We start from the raw sequence: 21,560 nt of genomic DNA, 5'->3' as shown, positions 1-21,560 counted from the left end.
TGGAAGTTCACGCCACTCGTGTGAGGAAACCCTAACGAATGGCATCTATCGCTCCTGCGCCCCAGTCCAACGAAACCGTAGTCCCCGCCACACCGCTTCCCAAAGCACCCGGCTCCAGCGCGACCGTCAAGGTTCACGTCATCCCCACGCGCGAGCAGATTAAGATGGGACGGAAAGCCACGGCTGGCAAAGGCGTCAATTGGACAACGATGATTGCGCTGGTTTTCTTCCACGCGGCAGCTCTCTCGGCCTTCTTCTTCTTCTCGTGGACGCGCCTCGCTGTCTCGGCCATTCTCTACATCCTCGCCATTAACGTAGGCATCGGCATGTGTTACCACCGCCTGCTCACGCACCGCGGCTACACAGTTCCCAAGTGGCTGGAATACGCCATGACGCTCTGCGCCACGCTCTCGCTTGAAGGTGGACCGATTTTCTGGGTTTCCACCCACCGCGTACATCACCAGCTCTCAGACCACGACGGCGATCCCCACACCCCGCATGAAGGCGGCTGGTGGGCTCACGCTGGCTGGATTCTCGTCGGCAAGTCGCTCCACGACCAGACGGAAGCCCTCGCCCGCTACTCGCCCGACCTCCACAAGGACGCTTTCCACCGCTGGATTTCTAAGTATCACTACCTCACCATCGTCGCCAGCGGACTCCTGCTCCTCGGCCTCGGCTGGGCCTTTGGCGGCTGGAAGAACGGCGTCGGCATGGTCCTCTGGGGCGTAGGCCTCCGCGTCACCATCGGCCTGCACGCCACCTGGCTCGTTAACTCGGCAACGCACATGTGGGGCAGCCGCCGCTTTGAGACCAAGGACGACTCCCGCAATAGCTGGTGGGTAGCTCTCCTCACCGGCGGCGAAGGCTGGCACAACAACCACCACGCCCACCCCGTAAGCGCCCGCCACGGCCTCAAGTGGTACGAAATCGACCCCAACTTCTGGGGAATCTGGCTCCTTGCCAAGCTCGGCCTCGCCCGCGGCATCAAGGTAGCCCAGTACGACCCCGAAAACCCCAAGCCCGCCGGCACAAATTAGCAAGCAGCTTGCAGAATCAAAAAATGGCCGCGAATCTCGATAGATTCGCGGCCATTGTCTTTTCTGTAACCTGTCCCCTGTAATCTGTCACCTGAACTCCAGCCATGCTCAAACGAATCCTCATCTCCCTTCTCGCCGTCCTCCCGCTCCACGCCCAGCAACCAACCATCATAGAAAACGCCAAACTCGCCGAAATCACACCACTCGACGGCACCGTCTACCACGTTCAAGGTGTAGACCTCGACGCAACCCACATCTGGGTCACCTCCGTAGACGGTCAGAGCCACAAGGCATGGCTGCACCAGTTCAGTCGCGCAACCGCAAAGCTCGAACAGCAGATAGAGCTAACCGACGGCCCACGCTTCCACCCCGGCGGCTTCTCGCTCTACGGCAACTCCATCTGGGTTCCCGTAGCCGAATACAAAGCGCATAGCTCCGCCGTCCTCATCGAGCTCGACAAGCAGACACTTGCCATCAAGCGCAAAATCCCTGTGAACGACCACATCGGCTGCCTCGCCGTCACGGAAAACACCCTCATAGCCGGCAACTGGGACAGCCGCCAGCTCTACGTCTTCGACATGCAGGGCAAGCAGCTCCGCGTCCTCGACACGCCCAAGAACACCAGCTACCAGGACATCAAGTTGGCCAATGGATTCTTAGTCGGCAGCAGCAGCCCGTCAGAAACCATCGGCTCCGTAGACTGGTATAGCTGGCCCAGCTTCCAGCCCATCCGCAGCCTCAAGGTAGGCCAGACCGACCGAGGCCGTATCCTGACCGGCGAAGGCATGGCCATCCAGGGCAACGACCTCTACCTGCTCCCCGAAGACAATCCCTCCCGTCTCTTCCACTTCAAGCTAACACCACAATAACGGCCCTACGCACGCATCCAGCTCTCCCACAAAAGAAGGCAGTGTCATCCCTGAACGAAGCGCATTGGGGTCCCACGAAGTGGGGTAGGCGGAGTGAAGGATCTGCGGTAGCTCTTGCAGTTGCCTTTTCTCAGTTCTCCCCACAAAGCCCCGTGCCCCATCCTTGCGACTTCTTTCTGTCACAAGGGATGGGATACCCATACCGCTAGCTCTCCCACATCAAGCGCTCCCCAGCCTGTGGAAAAATCCTGTCAAGCCCCAAACCCGAAAATATTTTCTAACTCATTGATTCCATTAAGCAAAATTCCTGGCCAAGTTTGCGCTCAATTAACCCTAAATATGCCACACTAAGAATGAACAGAAATAAAGCAGAAGAACGGCCCGATTCCAAAGGAATCGGGCCGTTCTGTTTTTCCGCTAACTTGCTGACTCGCTATATCAAAAGAAAGGAGACCCTATGCCATCAACAGCAGGCACAACCCACTTGTCCCTCTTCCCTTGTCCCTGCCTTCTCCACAGTTCACAAATAAAGAAACTGCACAGTTCCTGTGCAATCCACCGCAACCAACACAAAACAAAAGAAATGCAAAACCACCCCACTGTGCGCATACACACGGCATCGCACAGACGCACGGTCTACCGGGCCGCCGGCTCCGCAGCCTTCCCCGGAAGCTTCGCCGGAGCCCCGGCCTCATTCTTCACCAGAATCGAAACCCGCCGATTGCCAGGGTCAAACGGGTCTTTCGCCACCCGCAGCATCTGGTCCGCATACCCGCGCACCTGCGTCACCTGGTCGCCGCGCACTCCATCCTGTTGCATCAGCCTGCGCGCCGAGTTTGCCCGGTCCGCCGACAACTCCCAATTCGTGTAATTCGCACCCGTCGAGTACTGCTTCGAATCCGTATGCCCCTCAATCAGCAGATGATTCGGCAGCGTCTTCAACTCCCCGGCCAGCAGTTGCAGCAGCTCCTGCCCATCCGGACTCAACTGCGCACTCCCGCTCTCGTAAAACGTGCTGTCCTTGCCCTCCAGCAGCTCAATCCGCAGCCCTTCCTGCGTCACCGTAATCTCAATCTGCTTGGAGAGCTTCTCCAACTCCTTTTTCGCCTTAATCTCCTGCAGCAGCCGGTCCTTCAGCGCGTTCAAATCCGTCTGCGGAATCGGCACAGGAATCCCCGTGCCCTTCATCGTCGTACCCATCAGGCTCTGCGTGCCATGCGGGTCGTTAAAGTATCCAGCTACGGCCTCTTTAATCTTCGCGCTCTGGCTCATCAGCCACAGCACAATAAACAACGACATCAGCGCCGTCACAAAATCGGCATAAGCCACCTTCCATGCACCGCCGTGGTGGCCGTGGTGCCGCTTCTTGCGCTTGATAATTACCGGATGCGTCTTATTAGGGGTAGCCATCACTCAATATCTCTCTAAGCAGCCTTCGCCGCGGGAGCCTGTCCCTTGCAGTGCTTTTCCATCTCGTCAAAGCTCGGTCGCACACGCGCAGGAATCGCGCGCCGCGCCATCTCAACCGCAATCAGCGGCGCCGACCCTTTAAGGAACGCAAGCAGCAAGACTCTCAACACATGCAGATAAGCATTATGGTCATCCGCAATCTTCGACATATGCTGGCTCAACGGCCCAACCACGCCATAGCAAAGCAGAATGCCAAGGAACGTACCAACCAGAGCTGCAGCAACCTTCCGCCCGATCTCTTCTGGTGGCCCGCCCAGCGCGCCCATCGTAATCACAACACCCAGCACAGCCGCCACAATGCCAAGTCCCGGCATCGCATCAGCAGCCGTCGCCAGCGCACTCACCGGCTGCGTAGCCTCATGGTGATGAACCTCCATATCGAGCTCCATCATCTGGTCCATATCAAATGGCTCCACGCCGCCGGTAATGCCCATGCGCATCGTGTCGCACACAAAGTTCAACGCCGAGTGGTCTGCAAGAAATCCCGGATAGGCCTTGAAAAGTACACTGGACTTAGGCTTTTCAACATCCTGCTCAATGCTCAGCACCCCTTCCTTGCGGGCCTTGCCAAGCAGCGCATACATCATTTTGAGTGTGCTCAGGTAGCGCTGTTTATCAATGCGCGAACCCTTGAGAACACCCACAAGTCCGTTGCTGATGCTTTTAAGAATGTATCCAGGATTAGCGGCAAGCAGCGTGCCGGCAGTCGCACCAGCAATAATCAGCAACTCGGCCGGCTGCAGAAGCACGGCAATCTGCCCCTTCTCCATGAGAAAGCCGCCGATAACCGCACCAAAAACTACCAATATGCCAATAATGGCGAACATCCCTGCCTCCCCAAGGGTGAAAATGCCGGTTCTGTCTCTATCGGCAGTTCGGGGAGTAACTTCAAAGGCTCCGAGCAAAACAACAACCCCACCCTTCGGCTCAACAGGCTCAGCCGTAAAGATGGGGTTGAAATGTCTGTTTGTTATACAGAGTTTGGATTAAGCCGGAGCAATATAGGGAAGCTTCAGCTCCTGGCCCACTTTAATGAGGTTGGGGTCGCTGATGCCGTTTGCCGAAGCAATCTCCGTGTACTTGTTGGCATTGGCATAGAACCGCTTGGCAATGTGCGAGAGGTTGTCACCAGACTTGATGGTGTACGCCTGCTCATCGCCGCCCTTGTTTTCAATCTCGTGGTGCAAATCAGCGTAGGTGGGGTCAGCCGACTTAATGGCATCCCATACGCGCTCAAGAACAACCTTGGAAGGGACCGTTCCCTTGATGTGCAGCTTGTCGCCGTCGAGGTCAACAGCATCCGTGGTGGCGCCGAGGTCCGAAAAATTCTGGAGGGTGTCGAGGACGCCCTGGTATTTCTGCTTAAGTGCATCAAGATCTGCCATTGTGTTGGCTCCTGTTCGTTCAGTAATGAGGCGTTCAACGGAAAGAAGCCCAAATAAAATTCCCCGAAGAATGTCCCATGGATGGATGAGATGTGATGTGCGGCGTGCGGGTTTGCCGTTTGCCAGAAATTGATAAAACAAACCCGCGAAGAGCAGCCTACAAGCGCCCGTAGCAGTTAAAACAGAATCCGTGCTGCAAATTGCACACTGCGTGGGTCACCTACTGCAGTTGGCTGGCCAAAAGTCGCGTTCGGCTTCTCCGGATACGCGCCAGAACCCCATGTTGCATTGGGAATCATGTCATTGCGATGGTTGAGCGAATTAAACGCCTCCGCCATCGTCTCCAGTTTCACACGTTCTCCAAGTGGAAAAGTCCGGCTCAGGCGAGCATTGAGATTAAAGAAATCAAACCCCGTGCCGGCATTACGTCCAATCACCGCGCCGGGCAACGCCTCAGTACATGGATTCAGCCCGCCATCCGCACTCAAGCTGTAACCTGCAGCGCAAGGCCGCTGGGACGTAGCCTGTTTTGTATTCGCGCCGGTAACAATGTTGAACGGCGGCCGCGAGTAGTATTGCAAAATACCTGAAAGCCTCCACCCGTGCGTAATGCGCCCCGCCCAGTCAGACGCAGACTGCGTTGGTGAATTCAGTGCCGCGCTGAAAACAACCCGATGCCGCTGGTCGTCATCTGCGCGGCTGCGGTCTTCGCTCAGGTTGAAGTTATTAATCGGAGAACTGAAGAAGAACTCGCTGATATTGTCGATAGCCCTCGACCACGTATAAGAAACGCGCGTCGAACCCCAGCTTACTGGCCGCTGTGAAAACGAAACCTCGAGCCCGTCGTAATAAGAATCGAAGGCGGATGAGTAAGGCTTAATGTTGCCGCGCGTGGAATCAGGCCGAGTGCCATCCAGGTTGATATTCGTGTTAATGGCGCCGATGAGATGCTCGCCGCGCAGGTGTTGATAGCTCATCTCCAACGTACTCTTCGATGTAAGCTGTTGTTCAACAGCCAGGCTAGCTTGCTGCGAGTAAGGCGTCTGGATATCGCGGTTCATCAGCGAATAGTTTTCTTTCGCTCCCGCAGGCGGCTCATTGGCAACATCTGGGAACACCGGCGCTCCAGCTTGTCCCGGTGAAAACGTGTAGCTCAACAGTGCAGCCTGTGCTGGATCCGTAGTGTTATGCGCAGAGAGCAGCGCGTTTGCCAACGGCCGTAGCGGGATGCGGTCATAGTAAAGTCCGTAGCTCGCACGTACAACCGTGCGCCGGCTTGCAAACGGTGACCACGCAAGCCCGATGCGTGGAGAGACGCTGGCAAAAGCAGTATCAATGGTGTGCAAAAACTCCAGGTCGTATCGAAGCCCCGCATTGAGTGTCAACGCAGGCGAAATCTTCCACTCATCCTGTGCATAGAAACCAACATTCGGATTGTTTTGCTGCACTGTGGGAATACCAAAGTTCTGCGTGTACCCTTGCGAATTGTACGTACCATCCAAAAAATTGGCTAATGACGAAAACGAGTAAGAGCCGCGCAACGATTGAGGATATGTAATCGTGTCGTCATTAAAGAGAAAATCGGCTCCAGTTTTGAACGTATGTGCGCCACGTTCCAGCACCACGTTATCCACCACTTCGTAGAGCTTGTTGCTGCGCCCCGTAGGCGAAGACGTTGAACGCCCAAAAACAGCAATGCCGGAGATAGTAACAGCCGGACCTACCGCGTCATTCGGCGGGGCACTCAGCTCATCCGAGACGAATTGTCCGCGTGTTTCATTAAAGACATGCGGAGAGAGCATCGCGATATTGCTAACCGCAATCGCGTGGTTTGTATCGTAAACTGAAGTTCCGTTCGACACAGCATTAAGCCCGCCAACACCTCGTGCATTGATACTGCTGAGGTTGTAGTAGCTATAGCGCACATTGAGTTGGTCGTTGTCGTTGAAATGATGGTCTCCGCGCGCAAAGGCCGTATCTGTATGCAGAGTAGTGGGATAAAGTCCAGCTCCGATACCAACCGGCAGTAGCGGCGCGGCATAACCGATTGCTGAAAGCTTTGCGTTGATGAGCGCGGCATTGGCTGGCGTAGTCGTAATAACGCCATTGGTATTCAACCGCTGCTCTTCAAAATTGCTAAAAGCAAAAGTGCGGTCCTTGCGAATAGGTCCGCCAAGGCTCGCTCCATATTGGCCCTGCGTAAGCGGTAGCTTGCTCTGTGAAAGCGCGTTTTCCGCATTCAGCCGCTGGTTACGCAAAAATCCATAAGCCGTGCCATGCAACTGGTTGGTGCCGCTGCGAGTAACGAGGTTGAAGTAGCCACCCAGAGCACGCCCAAATTCTGCCTGCCCTCCGGAAGTGACCACCTGAAACTCACTCACAGCATCCATGCTGAAAACATTGCCCGCAACCCCGGCAGCATCATCATTCGCCGAGAGTCCATCCACAATAAAGCTGTTTGAAAAGTTGCGTTGGCTATTCACTGAGTAGCCCTGTCCCGCCACCTCCGAGGTCTCTGCAAGCGTCTGCGTACTCGCGGTGTTCGTCGGAGAAACGCCCGGAGCAAGCAAAGCAAGGTCAAGATAATTACGTCCCTCATAGGGAAGATTCGCAATCTCATCCGGATGAATCGTCTGCGCTACCTGACTGCGGTCCGTCTCGATCACCGGCGGTTCTGCAGAGACCATTTCATTCACCGTGGCCTGTGGCATTGCAAGATTCACTGTAAGGTCGAAAGCCGCACCAACCGTGAGTTGAATCTGGCGCTCGGAAGCCTGAAAGCCTGCAGCATGGGCGTGAACGATGTACTCCCCGGAAGGAAGATACGCAAACCGAAAACGTCCCTGGCTGTCGCATTCCGTCATGAAATGCTGGTTGGTCGCATCGTGGTTCACTGACACCATCGCATGCGCAATTGCGGCGCCGCTGGGGTCGAGAACGCGCCCGGTAAGTGAGGCATTAGTAAGAGATTCCTGAGCATGGAGAGTCTGTGGCTGAAAACACACGAGTGTGATGAGCGTAAAAAACGCAGTGCAAAAGAGATTCCTGCATGTATGATTCTGCAGCTTCACTGGACCGCCTTTATTGTGCCTGTGCTTCGCGCATGCGCGAATAATGAAGACCAACCGAAAGAAAGCTGGGAATGCACATGCAAACGCACGCGGCATGGCTATCTTTCGAGAGAGAGTCTAGAGAACAAGCTAGAGGCGGGATGGTGGGCCGCGCTTCAGACGGGCACGGTCACAGGCTATGCGGTAATGTGCTTGAGTCTGTGCAAAAACTGCTGGGTGGCTCTGGACAGCGGAATAAAATAATTCGCTCGCCGGAGCCGTGAAGAAATGTCCATTGCTGGAAACAGGTAGGACAATCTTGGGCAGGAACGGGCAACGCTCATGCGGCGCGGAGAAGACAGCCGTGGTATCCACCGGCATTGCTTCCCCATCCATCATGCAATGGTGCTTCCCGTTGCGCCGGCAGCAGGCGGGTAAATTATTCAGTGAGCCCGAAGCGACAGCGGCAAGCAGCGGCGCGCTCCATGCAAACAGCAGGAGAACAAGCGCCGAGATTGCTTTGAATTGCCGCATAAGGATTCGGGGAACTGGCTTTGGCTTCTATTGTGTACCAAAGCCCCACAGGAGAACAAATCCGCGGCGGAAGATTTCAGGGAAATATTTAAACCGCAGCCGCTACTGCAGGCTGGGATTGCTTCACCGCAGGAGCGCTCTTGCGCGGTAGACGGATAGTGAACTTCGTGTTGCCAGGCACTGACGCCACCTCAATGCGGCCGCCAAAACTCTGCGTCACGATGCGGTGCACAATTTCAAGCCCAAGCCCTGTACCTGATCCTTGAGGCTTTGTAGTAAAGAATGGCTCGAAGATATGAGGCAGAACCTCTGCAGGAATACCAGACCCATGATCCGCAATTGAGACGACAAGCATGTCCGGCTCTGTCCATGTAGCAATTTCAATCTGACTGCCAAGCGGTGAAGCATCCGCAGCGTTGTCGATAAGATTCGTCCACACCTGTGAAAGCGCGGAACCGTGCGTCTCAATTGTGGCAGGCGAGGCATCAAACTTCTTTTCTACCTTGATGTGCTTGATACGGAGTTTGTGGCCAAGAATCGTAAGCGTACTTTGCAGCGTGTCATGCACGTCCAGAGAGCGGCACGATGCACGGTCGTCCCATGCAAACTTCTTCACCGCCATAACCAAGTCGCTCACACGTCCAATGCTTTCTTCAATCGCGCAAACCTGCGACATGCTGGAGACAAGCGACCCCAACCAGTTGAGCGCAGTCGAAAAAGACTCCGCATCGAACGTATGTTGCGCGCAGGCCAGCTCCTCCGGATTGAAACCCATCTCGACCAGCGCCGGTCCAATGATGTAGGCATTTTCAACGTGAGCGTTCGCCAGCCACTCAGAGAGCGCTTCCTCCGCTTCGGACTGGTCCAGTGTGCTCAACGCCTGCAGGCGGCAACTCTTCACAGCATGCGTCAGCAGACTTTTCATGCACTGCATCTGTTCCGCTGTTTTGGGATGCTCGCTCGAGCGCAGACTGAGCTCCTGCAGGCGAGTCAGATTTTCACGCAATGTAGCTGCGGCGCGCTTGGCGGCTGTTCCAGGATTATTCAGCTCGTGCATCAAACCGGCAGCAAGCGTCCCCAGGGTCACAAGCTTTTCACGATGCAGAGCTTCCACCTGGTAAGCCTGAACGCGGTTGCTCATATCGCGAATCGCAATTGCACGAATCTCTGGACAGGTAGCAAGCAAATCCCAGAACTGTGGAACGGTAAAGCGGACAAGCACCGTGTCCTGATCTGCCACGATACGGAAAGGCGCATGGTTTTTGCCGTGCATGATCGGCGTTTCACCCGATCCCTCTCCCGCAGAGGCATACCCCACAATCACAACCGTGCCATCTTGCTCAAGGCGGTCAGCGCGCAGCTTGCCCTCAATTACGTAGTAGTAAACAACCGGCGAATCCCCGACATTCACGAGGACTTCCCCGGCGGGGGCATGAACGAGATCGACGCGCTCATTGCCAAATACGGCAACAAGGCTGGACTGGGCGGAGTCGGGAAGGCAGGCAACTTTGCCGGCAATCTCCTGAAATACAACTTGTTCCACCTCGAGCGTTTGACTGCCTAAGCCCATTGCCTTTCTTCGTTTTCCTCCCAGTAAGGTGTGATTCGCGGCTTATAGCGAATGATTCAGATTGTTGGCACGATTTTTTGTACCTAATAAATCGTTTTCGGAATGAAAACCAAAGCCTATACCGCAAGACCACTAAGGCAAAAGTCTAAATTCTTGCTAGCCCGTTATTTGGGAGCTCCTATCATGCACCTTTCAAGGATCCTAGAAGCTAGCCAGGTACTGATGCACAAACTGAATCGCAATCGACCCCTCTCCCACCGCTGAAGCTACACGCTTGATTGAGCCATGCCGCACATCCCCAGCCACAAAAACTCCCGGCACGCTCGATTCCAATAAATAAGGCTCACGCGGCTCACGCCATTCTGGCGGCATCTTGCCGTTTACGTGAAGATCTGGCCCCGCAAGGAGAAAGCCTGACTCATCACGCTTAATGGCAGAAGGCAGCCATTCTGTCCGTGGCGCCGCTCCGATGAAGATAAAGAGCGAGGTGGCTGGCACGGTACATTGGCCTTCTGGTCCTTTAAGACAAAGCTTCTCCAAATGCTCCTCACCAAATACTTCGGCAACCTCGGTGTATGGCTTGAGTGCAATATTCGGGGTGATTTCAATTTCATCAATCAGGTACTTCGACATGGTTGCGGCCAGTCCCGGCCCACGAACCAGCATGGTTACGCTGCTCGCATACTTGGCGAAATGTAGCGCGGCCTGTCCTGCGGAGTTAGCCCCGCCTACGACATAAACATCTTCGTCTTTGCAGGAGGGGGCTTCCACCAATGCCGCGCCGTAATAGACGCCACACCCAGTTAGTTTGTCTGCGCCGGGAATCTCCAGCCGGCGGTACTGCACACCCGGAGCCAGCAACACTGCATGCGAGGAAATGGAACGTCCGTCGGCCATCTCCACGTAGCGGTATTGCCCTTCGATTCTCAGTCCGGTTGCCCGCTGCGTAACAAATTCCGCGCCAAAGCGCGTAGCCTGGATGAGCGCCCGGCGCCCCATATCAGCCCCTGTGATTCCGGCAGGAAAACCGAGGTAGTTCTCAATACGCGAAGTCGTGCCTGCCTGCCCTCCGGGAGCCTCTGGCTCAATTACCAGCGTACGCAACCCCTCACTCGCGCCATAAACAGCCGCTGCCAACCCTGCCGGGCCCGCTCCAACCACGGTGAGGTCATAAAACTCTTGCGAGGCCTGTACCCTCAGTCCTACACGCGCTGCCAGAGTCTCTGCATCGGGAGCCATGAGGGTAGAACCATCGCCGAACAGCACAATGGGAAGCTGTTCAGGCCTTAACTCGTCCGCCACAATTGCGCGCTCTTTCAGCAGTGCAACGGCATCATCATTTGCGACATCCAGCCAGCGATACGGCACATGGTTCGACGTCAGGAAGCTGCGCATCTGGTGGCCGCGCGGGCTCCAGCGATGGCCAATTACACGCAGCCCGTCAAATCGTGGCCGATAACCGGCTTTCCAATCATCCAGCAGGTCATTCAGGACCGGATATAGCTTCTCTTCCGGCGGGTCCCAGGGCTTGGTCAGGTAATAGTGGATGCGCGCGGAGTTGATGGCCTGGATCGCAGCTTCTGTGTCGGCATAAGCCGTTAGCAGAACGCGCCGCGCATCAGGATAAACTACCCGGGCCCGCTCCAGAAATTCAACGCCAGTAAGCCCCGGCATGCGCTGGTCGCTCAAAATCAGCGCAACGGGCTCTTTGCGTGTCTTAATCTGCGCCAGTGTATCCAGCGCCGCCTGCCCGCTTGCGGCGCGCAGCACGCGGTACTCATTGCCATATTGGCGGCGAAGGTCTTGCACCACGGCTTCCAGCACGTGAACATCGTCATCTACAGCAAGAAGAATTGGGCGTGCCATACGCACCAGTGTAGGGCCTCAGGCTCCTGCTTCGGGAGCTTTGGGATACCTGCCCGGCTTTTTAATCGGAAAAATTCGGTTTATTGCTGCAGGAAATGGCCAATGCTTGCTATCTTCAAAGATAAAGAATTCCGCATCGGCAAGTTAATCTGTTAGATACGGGCAGGCGATAGAAATCACATACCTGTCGGGAGATGTGTCAATTTCGACCATAGTGGGGAGTCCAAACTCTAAGGTCGATAGACGTTCAAGAGCGGAAGCGCTCAGCAAACGGTGGACCCGGACGGTATCCAGGTCCGGCGGCTGGTGAGATGAACGGCATGAACAAGATTATTCTGGCAGATTCTCAGGCAATCTTTCGCGCCGGTACAGCCAAGGTGCTGGCCACGGACGACGACTTGCGCATTATCGCGCAGTGCGCCGATCTGGAGCGCCTGCTGCATGCGGTTGCCACGTTTCCCGGCGCAGTGGTTCTGATAGCCGCATCGCTCAAGCCAGACCTCGCCGTGCTGCGCAAAACGCTGGAAACATCCGGGAGCCGCGGAATTGTAATTGCCGAAAACAACGAAACAGCCGCCGAGTATGTTCAGCAGGGTTTCAAGGGAGTCGTCTTCCGGTCGGTTACCGGGCAGGCCCTGGTGGACTGCGTCAAGCGCGTTGCTGCCGGTGAAACGTGGATTCCGCCGCAACTGGTTGTGCAGGATACGACGGAAGATGATGTTGTCGGGCGTCGCGTACGTGATCGGCTTACGCCGAAAGAGATGCGCATTGTTGCCCTCATTGTGCAGGGCTGCAAGAATCGCGAGATTGCTCACCGTCTCAAAACTACGGAGCAGGTCATCAAAAATTATCTGCGCTCCATCTACGACAAGACTGGCGTGAGCGACCGGCTTGAACTGGCTCTTTTTACGATCCACCACCGGGTTCTGGCGGCTGCTGCCGCTGAAGTCGGCAGCAAGCTGGAAGCGGAAGAGCAGGCGGCCTCTGCGGTCGCGTAACAGGCTGTTCTCGCTTCAATCCCGTCCTGGCACAATTCCGAAGAAGGCGTGGAGAGCAGGTTTGCCGGATGCTTTCCAGTTTTTTATTGTTTCGTAGGCAATTACCGTTGTGAACGTGACGGCTAACCAGACTACAACGGCTTCAACCGGCAGGCCATCCCACGCGGTTATCGAAAGCCCCATCATTTGCGATTTCTGGTATCCCCACCAGCCGTAGGGTAACGCCAATGTTGCCTCCCAGAGCAGGCTTGTCAGGGCGATGATATACAGCGTCAGGCTGAAAGCCCGCCAGTTAATCATGGGTCTGGCTGAGGGTAGTAGCAGCGCTGACGGGCCGAGGGATGTGATTACTAGAAACAGGAAGTAGCCGGGAAAGCCGGGCGCACCCGGTTGCAGTGTGTTGCGAACGACGAAGGCTGCGGCAATCAGCAGTACGGCCAGAACCAGCGACCAGGGGTGAAAACGGAGCAGGCGGTCGTAGGCTTTGCGGCTCAGGGCGTCCGCTGGGACGCTGTATGCGTTCAGCCAGTACTCGTCCAGCCAGATGTAGAGCAGCAGAACGGCCATGAAGCCGGTGAGATAGAAGGCGTACTCCTCCACCGGCACCGCACCACGCCAGGCGGGGATAAAGATGCCCAGCATTGCCGAGGGATCGGGAAAGAGAAAGAAGTTGGTGGCGAAGAAGAAATCCAACAGGGCGCCTAGCGGGAACAGGATTGCAATTGTTGTCCAGAAGGCTTTTTGCGAGATTTTGATTCCGGCTTGCGGCAGGAACCACAGAGCAATCATCAGGATTGGGACGACGAAAAGCAAAAGGCTGACGGTGTAGCCGAATGGCGAAGGGTTTTGTGCGGTTACGTCCGTGTAGGCGGTGCGATGGACAGTGTGCAGGGTTGGGATTGCCGGAATGGCGAGCATTCCGAGCATGGCGAATACCACCCAGACGTCGATTCGTCTGCCAGTTGTTGGCTTGTCTTTGCTTTTGTCTGTGGGCATGCTGGACGTTCGTGTTTTCAGGGCCCGGAGCGTTACGCATTTGTATCGCGTTGCTGACGGGATAGCAAGCAGAATGGACGCCGTGTGTATGCGCACAGCGGGGTGCTTTCCCAGGCTGTTTGTTTTGTTTGGGTTGCGATGGATTGCACAGGGACTGTGCAGAATCTTTATGCGTGAACGGTGGAACTGTGCGGAAGGCAGGGACAAGGGACAAGTGGGGTGTGCCTACTATTGGGTGCATGTGGGCTCCTTTCTTTTGGGTTGGCTAGTTAGCGGCGCTTAGCGAGTCAGCGAGTTAACGGGAAAATAGAACGGCCCGGTTCCTTTGCGGAACCGGGCCGTTTTTCTACTCATTCTTAGTGTGGCATAAATGCCCATAATTGAGCGCAAATTGGTCGAGGATTTTTGCGTTGATGATAAAGGACTTAGGAAATATTTCCTATGAAAAGGCTTGACACAGGTTTTCCACAGGAAGGCAGAGAAAAGGAAAACGCCGGAAGAGCTTAGGCTCTTCCGGCGTTCTGGTTTGTGACGCTGCGGCTTAGAAGTCGTAGCGCAGGGCAAACTGCATACGGCGGGGGGTGGAGAGCGTGGGGTTACTGGCTATGCCAAGGCCAGTGGAGGTGAGCTGGGCCGCAATCGACTGCGGGTCGAAACGAACAGTGTTGGTGACGTTGTAGACCTCCCAGGCGAACTTGAGCTTGCCGAATTCGCCGGTCTTCCAGGTCTTGGAGAGGCCGGAGTCAAGGTTGAAGAAGCCGTCGCCGCGGAAGCGGTTGCGCTGACCGGCTTCCCCGGGATAGGAGAGACGGACCGGGGTGCCGGTATAAGCGCCAAACGCAATGGTGTTCCCATCGTCGTCAAAGTACTGCGGATTGCCGTTCGCATCATAGCGACGCTTGACTTTGGTCTTCGATGGGTCGGTGACGGTGGTGTAGCTCGAAAGCTCCCAGTTGGTGTTCCAGCCGGGATCGTAGAGCGAGAAAGGAAGCGCGCTGGACCAGTGGAGGCCACCGGAGAGCTGCCAGCCGCCGATGAGGGCGTCGAGGAGGACGTTGGAGTTGCCGCCGTAGGCTTTGCCGCGGCCAAAAGGCAGCAGATAGAGGTAGTCGGCGGTGATGAGGTGGCGGGTATCGAATTCGGAGACCCCCTTGTTGAGTCCGGGGTTCCAAGAATTGTAGATGGACGACAGGGAGCTGCCGCCGTAGAAGGAGTGCGCTTCCGTGTCGGAGCCCATGTCGATGGACTTGGACCAGGTATAGCTGAGGTCGCCAGCGAAGCCGTGGCTCATGGGGTGGCGAAGGGTAAACTGCCCAGCATTGTAGGCACTATTGCCGATTGAGGAGAGGGTATAGAAGGAGGAGAACTGGTTCTGGAAGAAGTGAAGCTCCGGGTTACCGAGCGAGTCAACTGCGCTCGGGTCGCCGTAGTCAAGGTCATAGATGGCGTTGGTTTCTCCGTACGTATAGCGCGCCCATGCCCACTCGTTGTTGTAAATGGCCGTAGTGGCGTTTTCGCCCAGACCGCAGACGTTCTTCATAAAGGGGAAGACATCTTCGAAGTATGGAATGGGGGCGAGTGTCACAGCGTAACCGATTGCTCCCCTACAGTCGCTGGGGTTATTGTAGGTGCCTTCTGTAAGGCCGCCAGCGCCACCATTTGCGTCAGCGAGCTTAGACATCTTGGTGGCATTGGAGAAGTAGTCGCCGCCGCCTTTGGGATCGACGTAATTGACGGGCTCGGCGATGTCGAGGTTCTGAAGGAGGTGGCGCCCGATGCGACCGACGTAGGCAGCCTCGAAGGTGAGACCTCCGGCAAACTCGTGCTGGAAGGAGAGGTTGAAGGTCTCGGAGTAAGGAGCCTTAATGTGGTTATCCACGCCTGCCTTGATGGCAAGCGAATAATCGGGATACGTATACGGGAAGCTTGCCGTGGTAGGCGGCGCCTGCCCCAGATCGATGTTGGGAAGGTTGTTGCGTCCCGTGTAGCGCGGCGCGGCCGGATGGGGGCAGGTGTCCGCATCGTAGACGGCGCAGGAACCTTCAATGCCATAGACCGAGGCAGGATTGGTGATGGAGGTGGACATGCCGTAGGAGGCACGGCTGGAGAGGGTGCTGACCATACCTTCGCCAAAGTGGTCATAGAAGATACCGGCGCCGGCGCGGAAGGAGGTGTGGGCGCTTGGCGCGTAGGCAATAGCCAGGCGCGGAGCGAAATTGTTCTTGTTCATGGGGAAGAAGCCGGGCTTGTTGTAGAACTTACCGCCAGGCGCGAAGCTCAGCAGCGGCTGGTCGACCTTGCCGGCTGCTGCAGCCTTTCCGCGCTCCTCGAACCATTGGTGCGTATCCACGGTGGGAATGACTTCCTGCCCCTTGGTCTCCCAAGGGGTCTGGAGGATGGTGTAGCGGAGACCGAAGGTGAAGGTAAGATTCGGCTTGATGCGCCAGGAGTCCTGCGCGTAGCCCTCATACTCGTTTGCCTTGAAGTGCCGCTCGACGGGTACGCCCTCGGCCAGCGCGGTGCCGGAGGAAGCTGAATCTACATGATAGTTGTAGTTGTTTGTACGCGAAGGAATAGAGCCTACCAAGTTGTTAAAAGCGTACTTGTAATCAGTGGCAGATGCGGGGGTGATGGCAGGCGAGGGAGCGTTACCGGCGAGCCATGATGGATTGGTGCTGGCGCCATCATACGAGTTGCTGTCGGAGATGCTGCTATGGGAGACGCCGCGCCAGTTGAAGCCGAAGGACAAGGAGTGGCTTCCCTTGGTCCACGAGAGGGTTTCCACAATGTTGTTGACCGGGGTAGTAGTAATGGTGCTGCGAGACTCCGAGGTGGCGGTGTCCATGCCGCGGAAGTCCACGTAGCTGCCCTTGCCAGCGCCCGCAGTGCCGCCGGCCTGGCGGACGAAGCCGTAGCGGAAATCGTTGATGAGGTTGTTCTTGATGGTCCAAGTGTGGCCGGCAATCAGGCCGCGGTTATCGGCAACGGTGCTGCTGGAAGGGCCCTGTCCGGGGAACTGCTCGACCGCAAGAATAGCGTCTTTCTGCAACTGGCCGCGCACGAAGATGCTGTGGCGAGGGGAGAGCGTGTAATCGAGCCGCGCGATGTAGGTGTCGTAGTTCTTAGGATTATGAGATGAGAAGGTGTAGGAGCCGGTGTTGAGATGATCTCCCAGGCCGGTGCCGTTTGCTGCGGGCATGGAGTTGAAGTATTCAACAGCCATCGGGTCGGGTCCGGGCGGGTTGGGATAATCAGCCGAGTTGCAGACTGCAGTGCAGCCGCTGTCAAGGTTGGCCACATCACCGGGCTCCAGAGTGATGACATTATTGCCCCCATCAAAATACCTGAGGATGCCTTGCTGGAAAGAGGCTGTCGGCGCGGTCCGTTGCACTGGGGCGTTTTCCGCCTGACGGCTTCCTTCGTAGTTCATGAAGAGGAAGAGCTTGTCCTTCTTGATGGGACCGCCGAGATCCGCGCCGAAGATATTGCGGATGAGCTTACCGGGGATGTTGGGCTGGTCGCCTGCGACCTGCGCCTGCTTGACGAACCAGTCATTGGCGACGGTGAAGGTGGGGCGATGGTACTCGTAGGCGCCGCCGTGGAATTTGTTGGTGCCGGACTTGGTGACCATGGAGACCTGTGCGCCGGAAGAGCGGCCCGCGTCGGCGTTGCCGCCGCCGGTGACGACGCGGAACTCCTCGATGGAGTCCTGGGTCTGGCGGAGAACGCCGGTGAAGGCGGTACCGCTGATCTGGTCGTTGTCGTCGATACCGTCGATGGTGATGTTGCCCTGATCGGAGCGGCCGCCATTGACGGCGCCGGTGCGGGAGTCGGTGGTGCCGGGAAGATAGAGAACGCCGGGCTGGAGGGCGAGCAGGTCAGGCACGTTACGGGTTTCCGTAGGTATGGCCTGAATCATGGTGTTGCCCATGGAGTTGCCGAGCGAGGCGTCGGTGGTGTTGAGCGTCTGGGCAGTGCCGGAGACGTCCACGGTGACGGCTGTGGACTGAATTGAAAGAACAAAGTCGATAGTGGCCGGTTGGTTGACGAGCAGTTCTGCGGACTTGGACTGGTCACCAAAGCCGGAAGCCGAGACCGTGATTACATATTTCGCGGGAGGAATCTGCGCGAACAGATATTCACCACCAGAGTTTGCGGTGGCGGTGTAGGTACGGTCCGAGGTGCTGTCCTTGATGGTGACCTTGGCTCCGGGGACAAGGGCTCCGGCGGGGTCCTTGATGGTGCCGCGCAGCGAGGTAAATGCAGTCTGGGCACAAAGGCAGGAAGTGATGGAAAGGATGCAGAGAAGCATCCATCCCATAAGGAATCTTTTCACGTCTGTTCCTCCAAAGAAAAACTCAATTGCGAGCGGAAGAAATTTCTGCCGCTTCTTTTTGTTGCAGGGAGTACTGCCGAGCGTAGCTGGCAGTACTCTGAAAAACAAAATCAGAGTTTGAGAATTCTCCGTATGCCGCGGGGACGGAAGTGGCGGAAGAATCTTAAAAGAGATCTTTTCGGAAATTCACTGGGTATTCAATGAAGAATCTATAAAGGGAAGTCAAAAGATCCCATAAAGATTGCTGACTTTATTGCTGTTGCTGCATCTGCTGGAGTTCCAGAGAGGGCGCGGCGGCGGGAACTGGCTCCTGCGCGCGCTCGACGAGAACGGACCAATCCTCAGGAATTGGCAGGTTTCGGTCGAGTTCGGGAGCTTTTTCACCGGCTTCGACGTGGACAGCTACGTAGAGTTCGGAGTCGGTTTGGCCGCGAAAGATGCCGCGGGTGGGCGGGACGTCGGCGTAGTCGCGGCCTACGGCGGTGCGGATGTGGCGGTGATGGGCGACGAGGTTGTTGGTGGGGTCAAAGCCTACCCAGCCCAGGTAGGGGAGCAGGACGTCTACCCAGGCGTGGGTGGCGTCGGGGGTGGAGCGGTCGTGATCTTCCCTTCCCCTATAGAGATAACCGGAGACGTAGCGGGCGGGGATGCCGACGTGGCGGAGCAGGGCGATCATGGTGTGGGTGAAGTCCTGGCAGACGCCGCGGCGGGTAGCGATGGCTTCGTCGATGGGGGAATCGACGCGCGTGGATTTGGGGACGTACTCGAAGTACTCAAAGAGGCGCTGGTTCAGCTCATGGACGAGCATGGCAGGGTCATCGCGGCGGGTGACTTCTAACTGCCTGGCGAATTCGATGAGTTTGGGGGATTCGATGACGTAGGTGCTTGGCAAAAGCATTTCCTGATAGTCGCCGGTTTGGATGAGATCGTCGAGGGCTTGCCATGCGTCAGGGGAAAGAAAGGCGGGGACGTCGGGTGCGGTCTGCTGCTCGACTACGGACTCGGCGATGATGATGAGCTGCTTGTGGTCGCCGGGAATGTCGAAGTGGTGCACGTTGTTGCCGAGGTAGTCGCGGTAGGCGAAGACGCGGCAACGGGGGCTGACGGAGAGCGAGAATGAGAGGCAGTGCTGGAGAGCGTCCGAGCGCGGGTGCATGCGCGTTTCCATGATGCTCTCGCTGATGGAGCGGGAGTAGCGGAAGCGGGTGAGGTGGCGGATGGAATAGAAGTTCATTTCGCTCTCAGACGGTCAGGGCCGATTGGATGCTGTAGTGGACGTAGTGACGATAGATCTGCTCGTGGGTGGCCATACATTGCTTGCGGATGGAGTGCAGGAATGTGGCGGCATCTTCGGAGACGATTTCGTTGATGGTGGTGTATCCGAGCATGGCATTGAGGCGGCCGATAGAGGCGCGGAGTTCTTCGGGAGGACGGCGGCCACCGCTGCGCTGGATGGCTTCGACGGCGTCGAGCGTGCTTTCTACGCAGTAGCGGATGGCGTGAGGAAAGTCGCGGTTGAGCAGGAGGAATTCGAGGATGCGGTCGGCTACGATGTCGGCGGTGTAGACCTGACAGTAGGCTTCAAAGGCTGTGCAACAGCGGAGGAGGCCGACCTGTTCGAGATACCTATAACTGGATTGCTCCTGATCGCAGATGGCGGCTAGATCGGGGTAGGAGACTTCGAGCAGGGTGGCCGTACTGTAGGAGCGCTCAAGGTAGCGTCCAAGGCGGATGAATTGCCATCCCTGACCGTGAATCATGGTGGTGTCGCTCACGCCTTTGAAGAGGTGGATGCCGTCGAGGATGGAGGAGAAGACATCACTCATGTTGACGCGGGCCTGCGCCTGCGTGGCGGGCGAATGGATGTGGTGATAGAGGCGGTTGAGGCGCTGCCACTGTTCGGAGGAGATTTCTTCGCGGACCTGGCGGGCGTTTTCGCGGGCGGCGTTAATGCAGTAGACCACGGATGCGTGGTTTGTGCTGTCGAAGATGAGCCTCCAGGCCATCTCGTCGAGGTTGCCGTTCCATTCGAGGTTGGGCGGGTTGCCGAGAGCGGCGACGAAGCGATGCCAGCGGGTGTCTGCGCTGGCTCCGCCGGGGTCGAGCATAAGATTCATGGTTACGTCGAGCTGGCGCACGGTGTTTTCGGCGCGCTCCAGGTAACGGCTCATCCAGTAGAGACTGTCTGCGACGCGGCTCAACATGCTTGCGTTTTCTCGGATGGCTGTGTTCATCAGTCCTGCAGTACCCATGTGTCTTTGCTGCCGCCGCCCTGCGAGGAATTCACCACGAGCGAGCCCTTTTCAAGGGCTACACGGGTGAGTCCGCCGGGGACGATGTTTACCTTGTCGCCGAAGAGGATGTAAGGACGCAGATCGACATGGCGCGGTTCGAGGTGGTCGCCGATGAGACATGGCGCACGGGAAAAATCGAGCGTGGGCTGGGCGATGTAGTTGCGCGGGTTGGCTTCAATACGGCGGGCGAACTCTTCGCGCTGCGCCGCGGTGGACTGCGGGCCGATGAGCATGCCGTATCCGCCGCTTTCTCCTACGGCTTTGACGACGAGTTTGTCGAGGTTGGCAAGAACGTGTTGGCGTTCCTTTTCTTCGGTCAGCAGATAGGTTTCTACGTTGTTGAGAATCGGGTCTTCGCCGAGGTAGTAGCGGATGATGCGCGGGACGTAGGCGTAGAGAGCTTTGTCGTCGGCTACGCCGGTACCGAAGGCGTTAGTCACCGTTACGTTGCCGGCGCGATAGGCGTTGAAGAGGCCTGCGCAGCCTAGCATCGAATCGGGACGGAAGATGAGCGGGTCGCTGAAGTCGTCGTCAACGCGGCGGTAGATGACATCGACGCGCTTGAGGCCGTCAGTGGTGCGCATATAAACGATGTTGTCGTGTGTGACGAGGTCGCGGCCTTCTACGAGGTCGATGCCCATCTGGCGGGCGAGATAGGTGTGCTCGAAATAAGCCGAGTTGAAGACGCCGGGAGTGAGCAGGACAATGTTCGGCTCGGGGCGGCCTTCGGGCGCGAGTGATCGGAGCGTGTTGAGCAGCAGTTGCGGGTAACGCTCGATGGGGCGCACGCCGTAGTTGTGAAAGAGCTCGGGGAAGGTGCGCTTCATGACACGGCGGTTGGTGAGCATGTAGCTTACGCCGGAGGGAACGCGCAGGTTGTCTTCGAGGACTACGAATTCGCCGGTGTTGAGGCGCAGCAGGTCCGAGCCGATGACGGCGATGTAAACGTTGCGCGGAACCTGAAGGCCGCGCATCTGGCGGCGGAACTGCTTGCAGCTATAGACCAGCTCCTGCGGGACTACGCGCTCGTTGAGGATGCGGGCTTCCGAGTAGATGTCGCGAAGGAAGAGATTGAGAGCGGTGATGCGCTGAGTGAGGCCGCGCTCAATGAGTTCCCACTCGCTGGCGCGGATGAGGCGCGGGAGCAGGTCATAG

Annotated in this window: 15 protein-coding genes; 3 read left to right on the top strand and 12 right to left on the bottom strand. The window is 57.0% G+C overall.

Translation table 11 applies throughout. The features are described 5' to 3' along the window. Window positions 1–38: 38 nt before the first annotated feature. Window positions 39–1,037, top strand: coding sequence for an acyl-CoA desaturase (locus AC5S3R_RS06275; RefSeq protein WP_494266159.1), 999 nt, complete (start codon window positions 39–41; stop codon window positions 1,035–1,037). A 104-nt stretch (window positions 1,038–1,141) separates the two neighbouring features. After that, on the top strand, window positions 1,142–1,906 hold the full coding sequence (locus tag AC5S3R_RS06270; RefSeq protein WP_494266158.1) for a DUF6454 family protein: 765 nt from the start codon (window positions 1,142–1,144) through the stop codon (window positions 1,904–1,906). A gap of 636 nt (window positions 1,907–2,542) precedes the next feature. Here the strand turns inward: AC5S3R_RS06270 and AC5S3R_RS06265 are convergent. The 7 genes from AC5S3R_RS06265 to AC5S3R_RS06235 all read right to left on the bottom strand — a co-directional run bounded on the left by AC5S3R_RS06265 (window position 2,543) and on the right by AC5S3R_RS06235 (window position 11,781). Then, window positions 2,543–3,316 (bottom strand): flagellar motor protein MotB, encoded by a 774-nt coding sequence (locus tag AC5S3R_RS06265; RefSeq protein ID WP_494266157.1) that lies wholly within the window; start codon window positions 3,314–3,316, stop codon window positions 2,543–2,545. 14 nt (window positions 3,317–3,330) lie between these two features. Beyond that, window positions 3,331–4,203, bottom strand: a complete 873-nt coding sequence (gene motA / locus AC5S3R_RS06260) for a flagellar motor stator protein MotA (protein WP_494266156.1) — start codon at window positions 4,201–4,203, stop codon at window positions 3,331–3,333. A 159-nt stretch (window positions 4,204–4,362) separates the two neighbouring features. After that, entirely contained in the window at window positions 4,363–4,761 is a 399-nt protein-coding gene (locus AC5S3R_RS06255) for a LysM peptidoglycan-binding domain-containing protein (protein ID WP_494266155.1), read from the bottom strand. Window positions 4,762–4,937: 176 nt separating this feature from the next. Continuing rightward, complete coding sequence (locus AC5S3R_RS06250; RefSeq protein ID WP_494266154.1) at window positions 4,938–7,832, bottom strand: TonB-dependent receptor; 2,895 nt, start codon at window positions 7,830–7,832, stop codon at window positions 4,938–4,940. A 129-nt stretch (window positions 7,833–7,961) separates the two neighbouring features. Further along, the gene (locus AC5S3R_RS06245; RefSeq protein ID WP_494266153.1) at window positions 7,962–8,345 is read right to left on the bottom strand and encodes a hypothetical protein; all 384 of its coding nucleotides are present in this window, start codon (window positions 8,343–8,345) and stop codon (window positions 7,962–7,964) included. 88 nt (window positions 8,346–8,433) lie between these two features. After that, the gene (locus tag AC5S3R_RS06240; RefSeq protein ID WP_494266152.1) at window positions 8,434–9,888 is read right to left on the bottom strand and encodes a sensor histidine kinase; all 1,455 of its coding nucleotides are present in this window, start codon (window positions 9,886–9,888) and stop codon (window positions 8,434–8,436) included. Between the two features lie 228 nt (window positions 9,889–10,116). Continuing rightward, window positions 10,117–11,781: an NAD(P)/FAD-dependent oxidoreductase gene (locus AC5S3R_RS06235; protein ID WP_494266151.1), complete on the bottom strand. Its 1,665-nt coding sequence runs from the start codon at window positions 11,779–11,781 to the stop codon at window positions 10,117–10,119. 320 nt (window positions 11,782–12,101) lie between these two features. Here AC5S3R_RS06235 and AC5S3R_RS06230 point away from each other — a divergent pair, with 320 nt between their 5' ends. Continuing rightward, on the top strand, window positions 12,102–12,779 hold the full coding sequence (locus AC5S3R_RS06230; RefSeq protein WP_494266150.1) for a response regulator transcription factor: 678 nt from the start codon (window positions 12,102–12,104) through the stop codon (window positions 12,777–12,779). Between the two features lie 15 nt (window positions 12,780–12,794). Here AC5S3R_RS06230 and AC5S3R_RS06225 read toward each other — a convergent pair whose 3' ends face one another. The 5 genes from AC5S3R_RS06225 to AC5S3R_RS06205 form a co-directional block, all read right to left on the bottom strand. Next, entirely contained in the window at window positions 12,795–13,775 is a 981-nt protein-coding gene (locus AC5S3R_RS06225) for a hypothetical protein (protein ID WP_494266149.1), read from the bottom strand. 541 nt (window positions 13,776–14,316) lie between these two features. Next, entirely contained in the window at window positions 14,317–18,111 is a 3,795-nt protein-coding gene (locus AC5S3R_RS06220) for a TonB-dependent receptor domain-containing protein (RefSeq protein WP_494266148.1), read from the bottom strand. 250 nt (window positions 18,112–18,361) lie between these two features. Next, window positions 18,362–19,345: a transglutaminase family protein gene (locus AC5S3R_RS06215; protein WP_494266147.1), complete on the bottom strand. Its 984-nt coding sequence runs from the start codon at window positions 19,343–19,345 to the stop codon at window positions 18,362–18,364. Between the two features lie 7 nt (window positions 19,346–19,352). Further along, the gene (locus AC5S3R_RS06210) at window positions 19,353–20,363 is read right to left on the bottom strand and encodes an alpha-E domain-containing protein (RefSeq protein ID WP_494266146.1); all 1,011 of its coding nucleotides are present in this window, start codon (window positions 20,361–20,363) and stop codon (window positions 19,353–19,355) included. Next, window positions 20,345–21,560: circularly permuted type 2 ATP-grasp protein (locus tag AC5S3R_RS06205; protein ID WP_494266145.1), on the bottom strand; the 1,216-nt coding region annotated here is incomplete at its 5' end. The genes AC5S3R_RS06205 and AC5S3R_RS06210, both read right to left, overlap by 19 nt.

The organism is Occallatibacter sp. FHG110214_02, from assembly GCF_059115385.1.
Note: the sequence above shows the minus strand (reverse complement) of the source record. Positions and strands in the feature narration are given on the sequence as shown.

Bases quoted from the DNA above. Each gene is read 5' to 3' on its own strand.
- AC5S3R_RS06225 (WP_494266149.1), bottom strand. From the start codon at position 13,775: ATGCCCACAGACAAAAGCAAAGACAAGCCAACAACTGGCAGACGAATC.
- AC5S3R_RS06245 (WP_494266153.1), bottom strand. From the start codon at position 8,345: ATGCGGCAATTCAAAGCAATCTCGGCGCTTGTTCTCCTGCTGTTTGCA.
- AC5S3R_RS06235 (WP_494266151.1), bottom strand. From the start codon at position 11,781: ATGGCACGCCCAATTCTTCTTGCTGTAGATGACGATGTTCACGTGCTG.
- AC5S3R_RS06265 (WP_494266157.1), bottom strand. From the start codon at position 3,316: ATGGCTACCCCTAATAAGACGCATCCGGTAATTATCAAGCGCAAGAAG.
- AC5S3R_RS06275 (WP_494266159.1), top strand. From the start codon at position 39: ATGGCATCTATCGCTCCTGCGCCCCAGTCCAACGAAACCGTAGTCCCC.
- AC5S3R_RS06210 (WP_494266146.1), bottom strand. From the start codon at position 20,363: ATGGGTACTGCAGGACTGATGAACACAGCCATCCGAGAAAACGCAAGC.
- AC5S3R_RS06230 (WP_494266150.1), top strand. From the start codon at position 12,102: ATGAACAAGATTATTCTGGCAGATTCTCAGGCAATCTTTCGCGCCGGT.
- motA (WP_494266156.1), bottom strand. From the start codon at position 4,203: ATGTTCGCCATTATTGGCATATTGGTAGTTTTTGGTGCGGTTATCGGC.
- AC5S3R_RS06215 (WP_494266147.1), bottom strand. From the start codon at position 19,345: ATGAACTTCTATTCCATCCGCCACCTCACCCGCTTCCGCTACTCCCGC.
- AC5S3R_RS06255 (WP_494266155.1), bottom strand. From the start codon at position 4,761: ATGGCAGATCTTGATGCACTTAAGCAGAAATACCAGGGCGTCCTCGAC.
- AC5S3R_RS06270 (WP_494266158.1), top strand. From the start codon at position 1,142: ATGCTCAAACGAATCCTCATCTCCCTTCTCGCCGTCCTCCCGCTCCAC.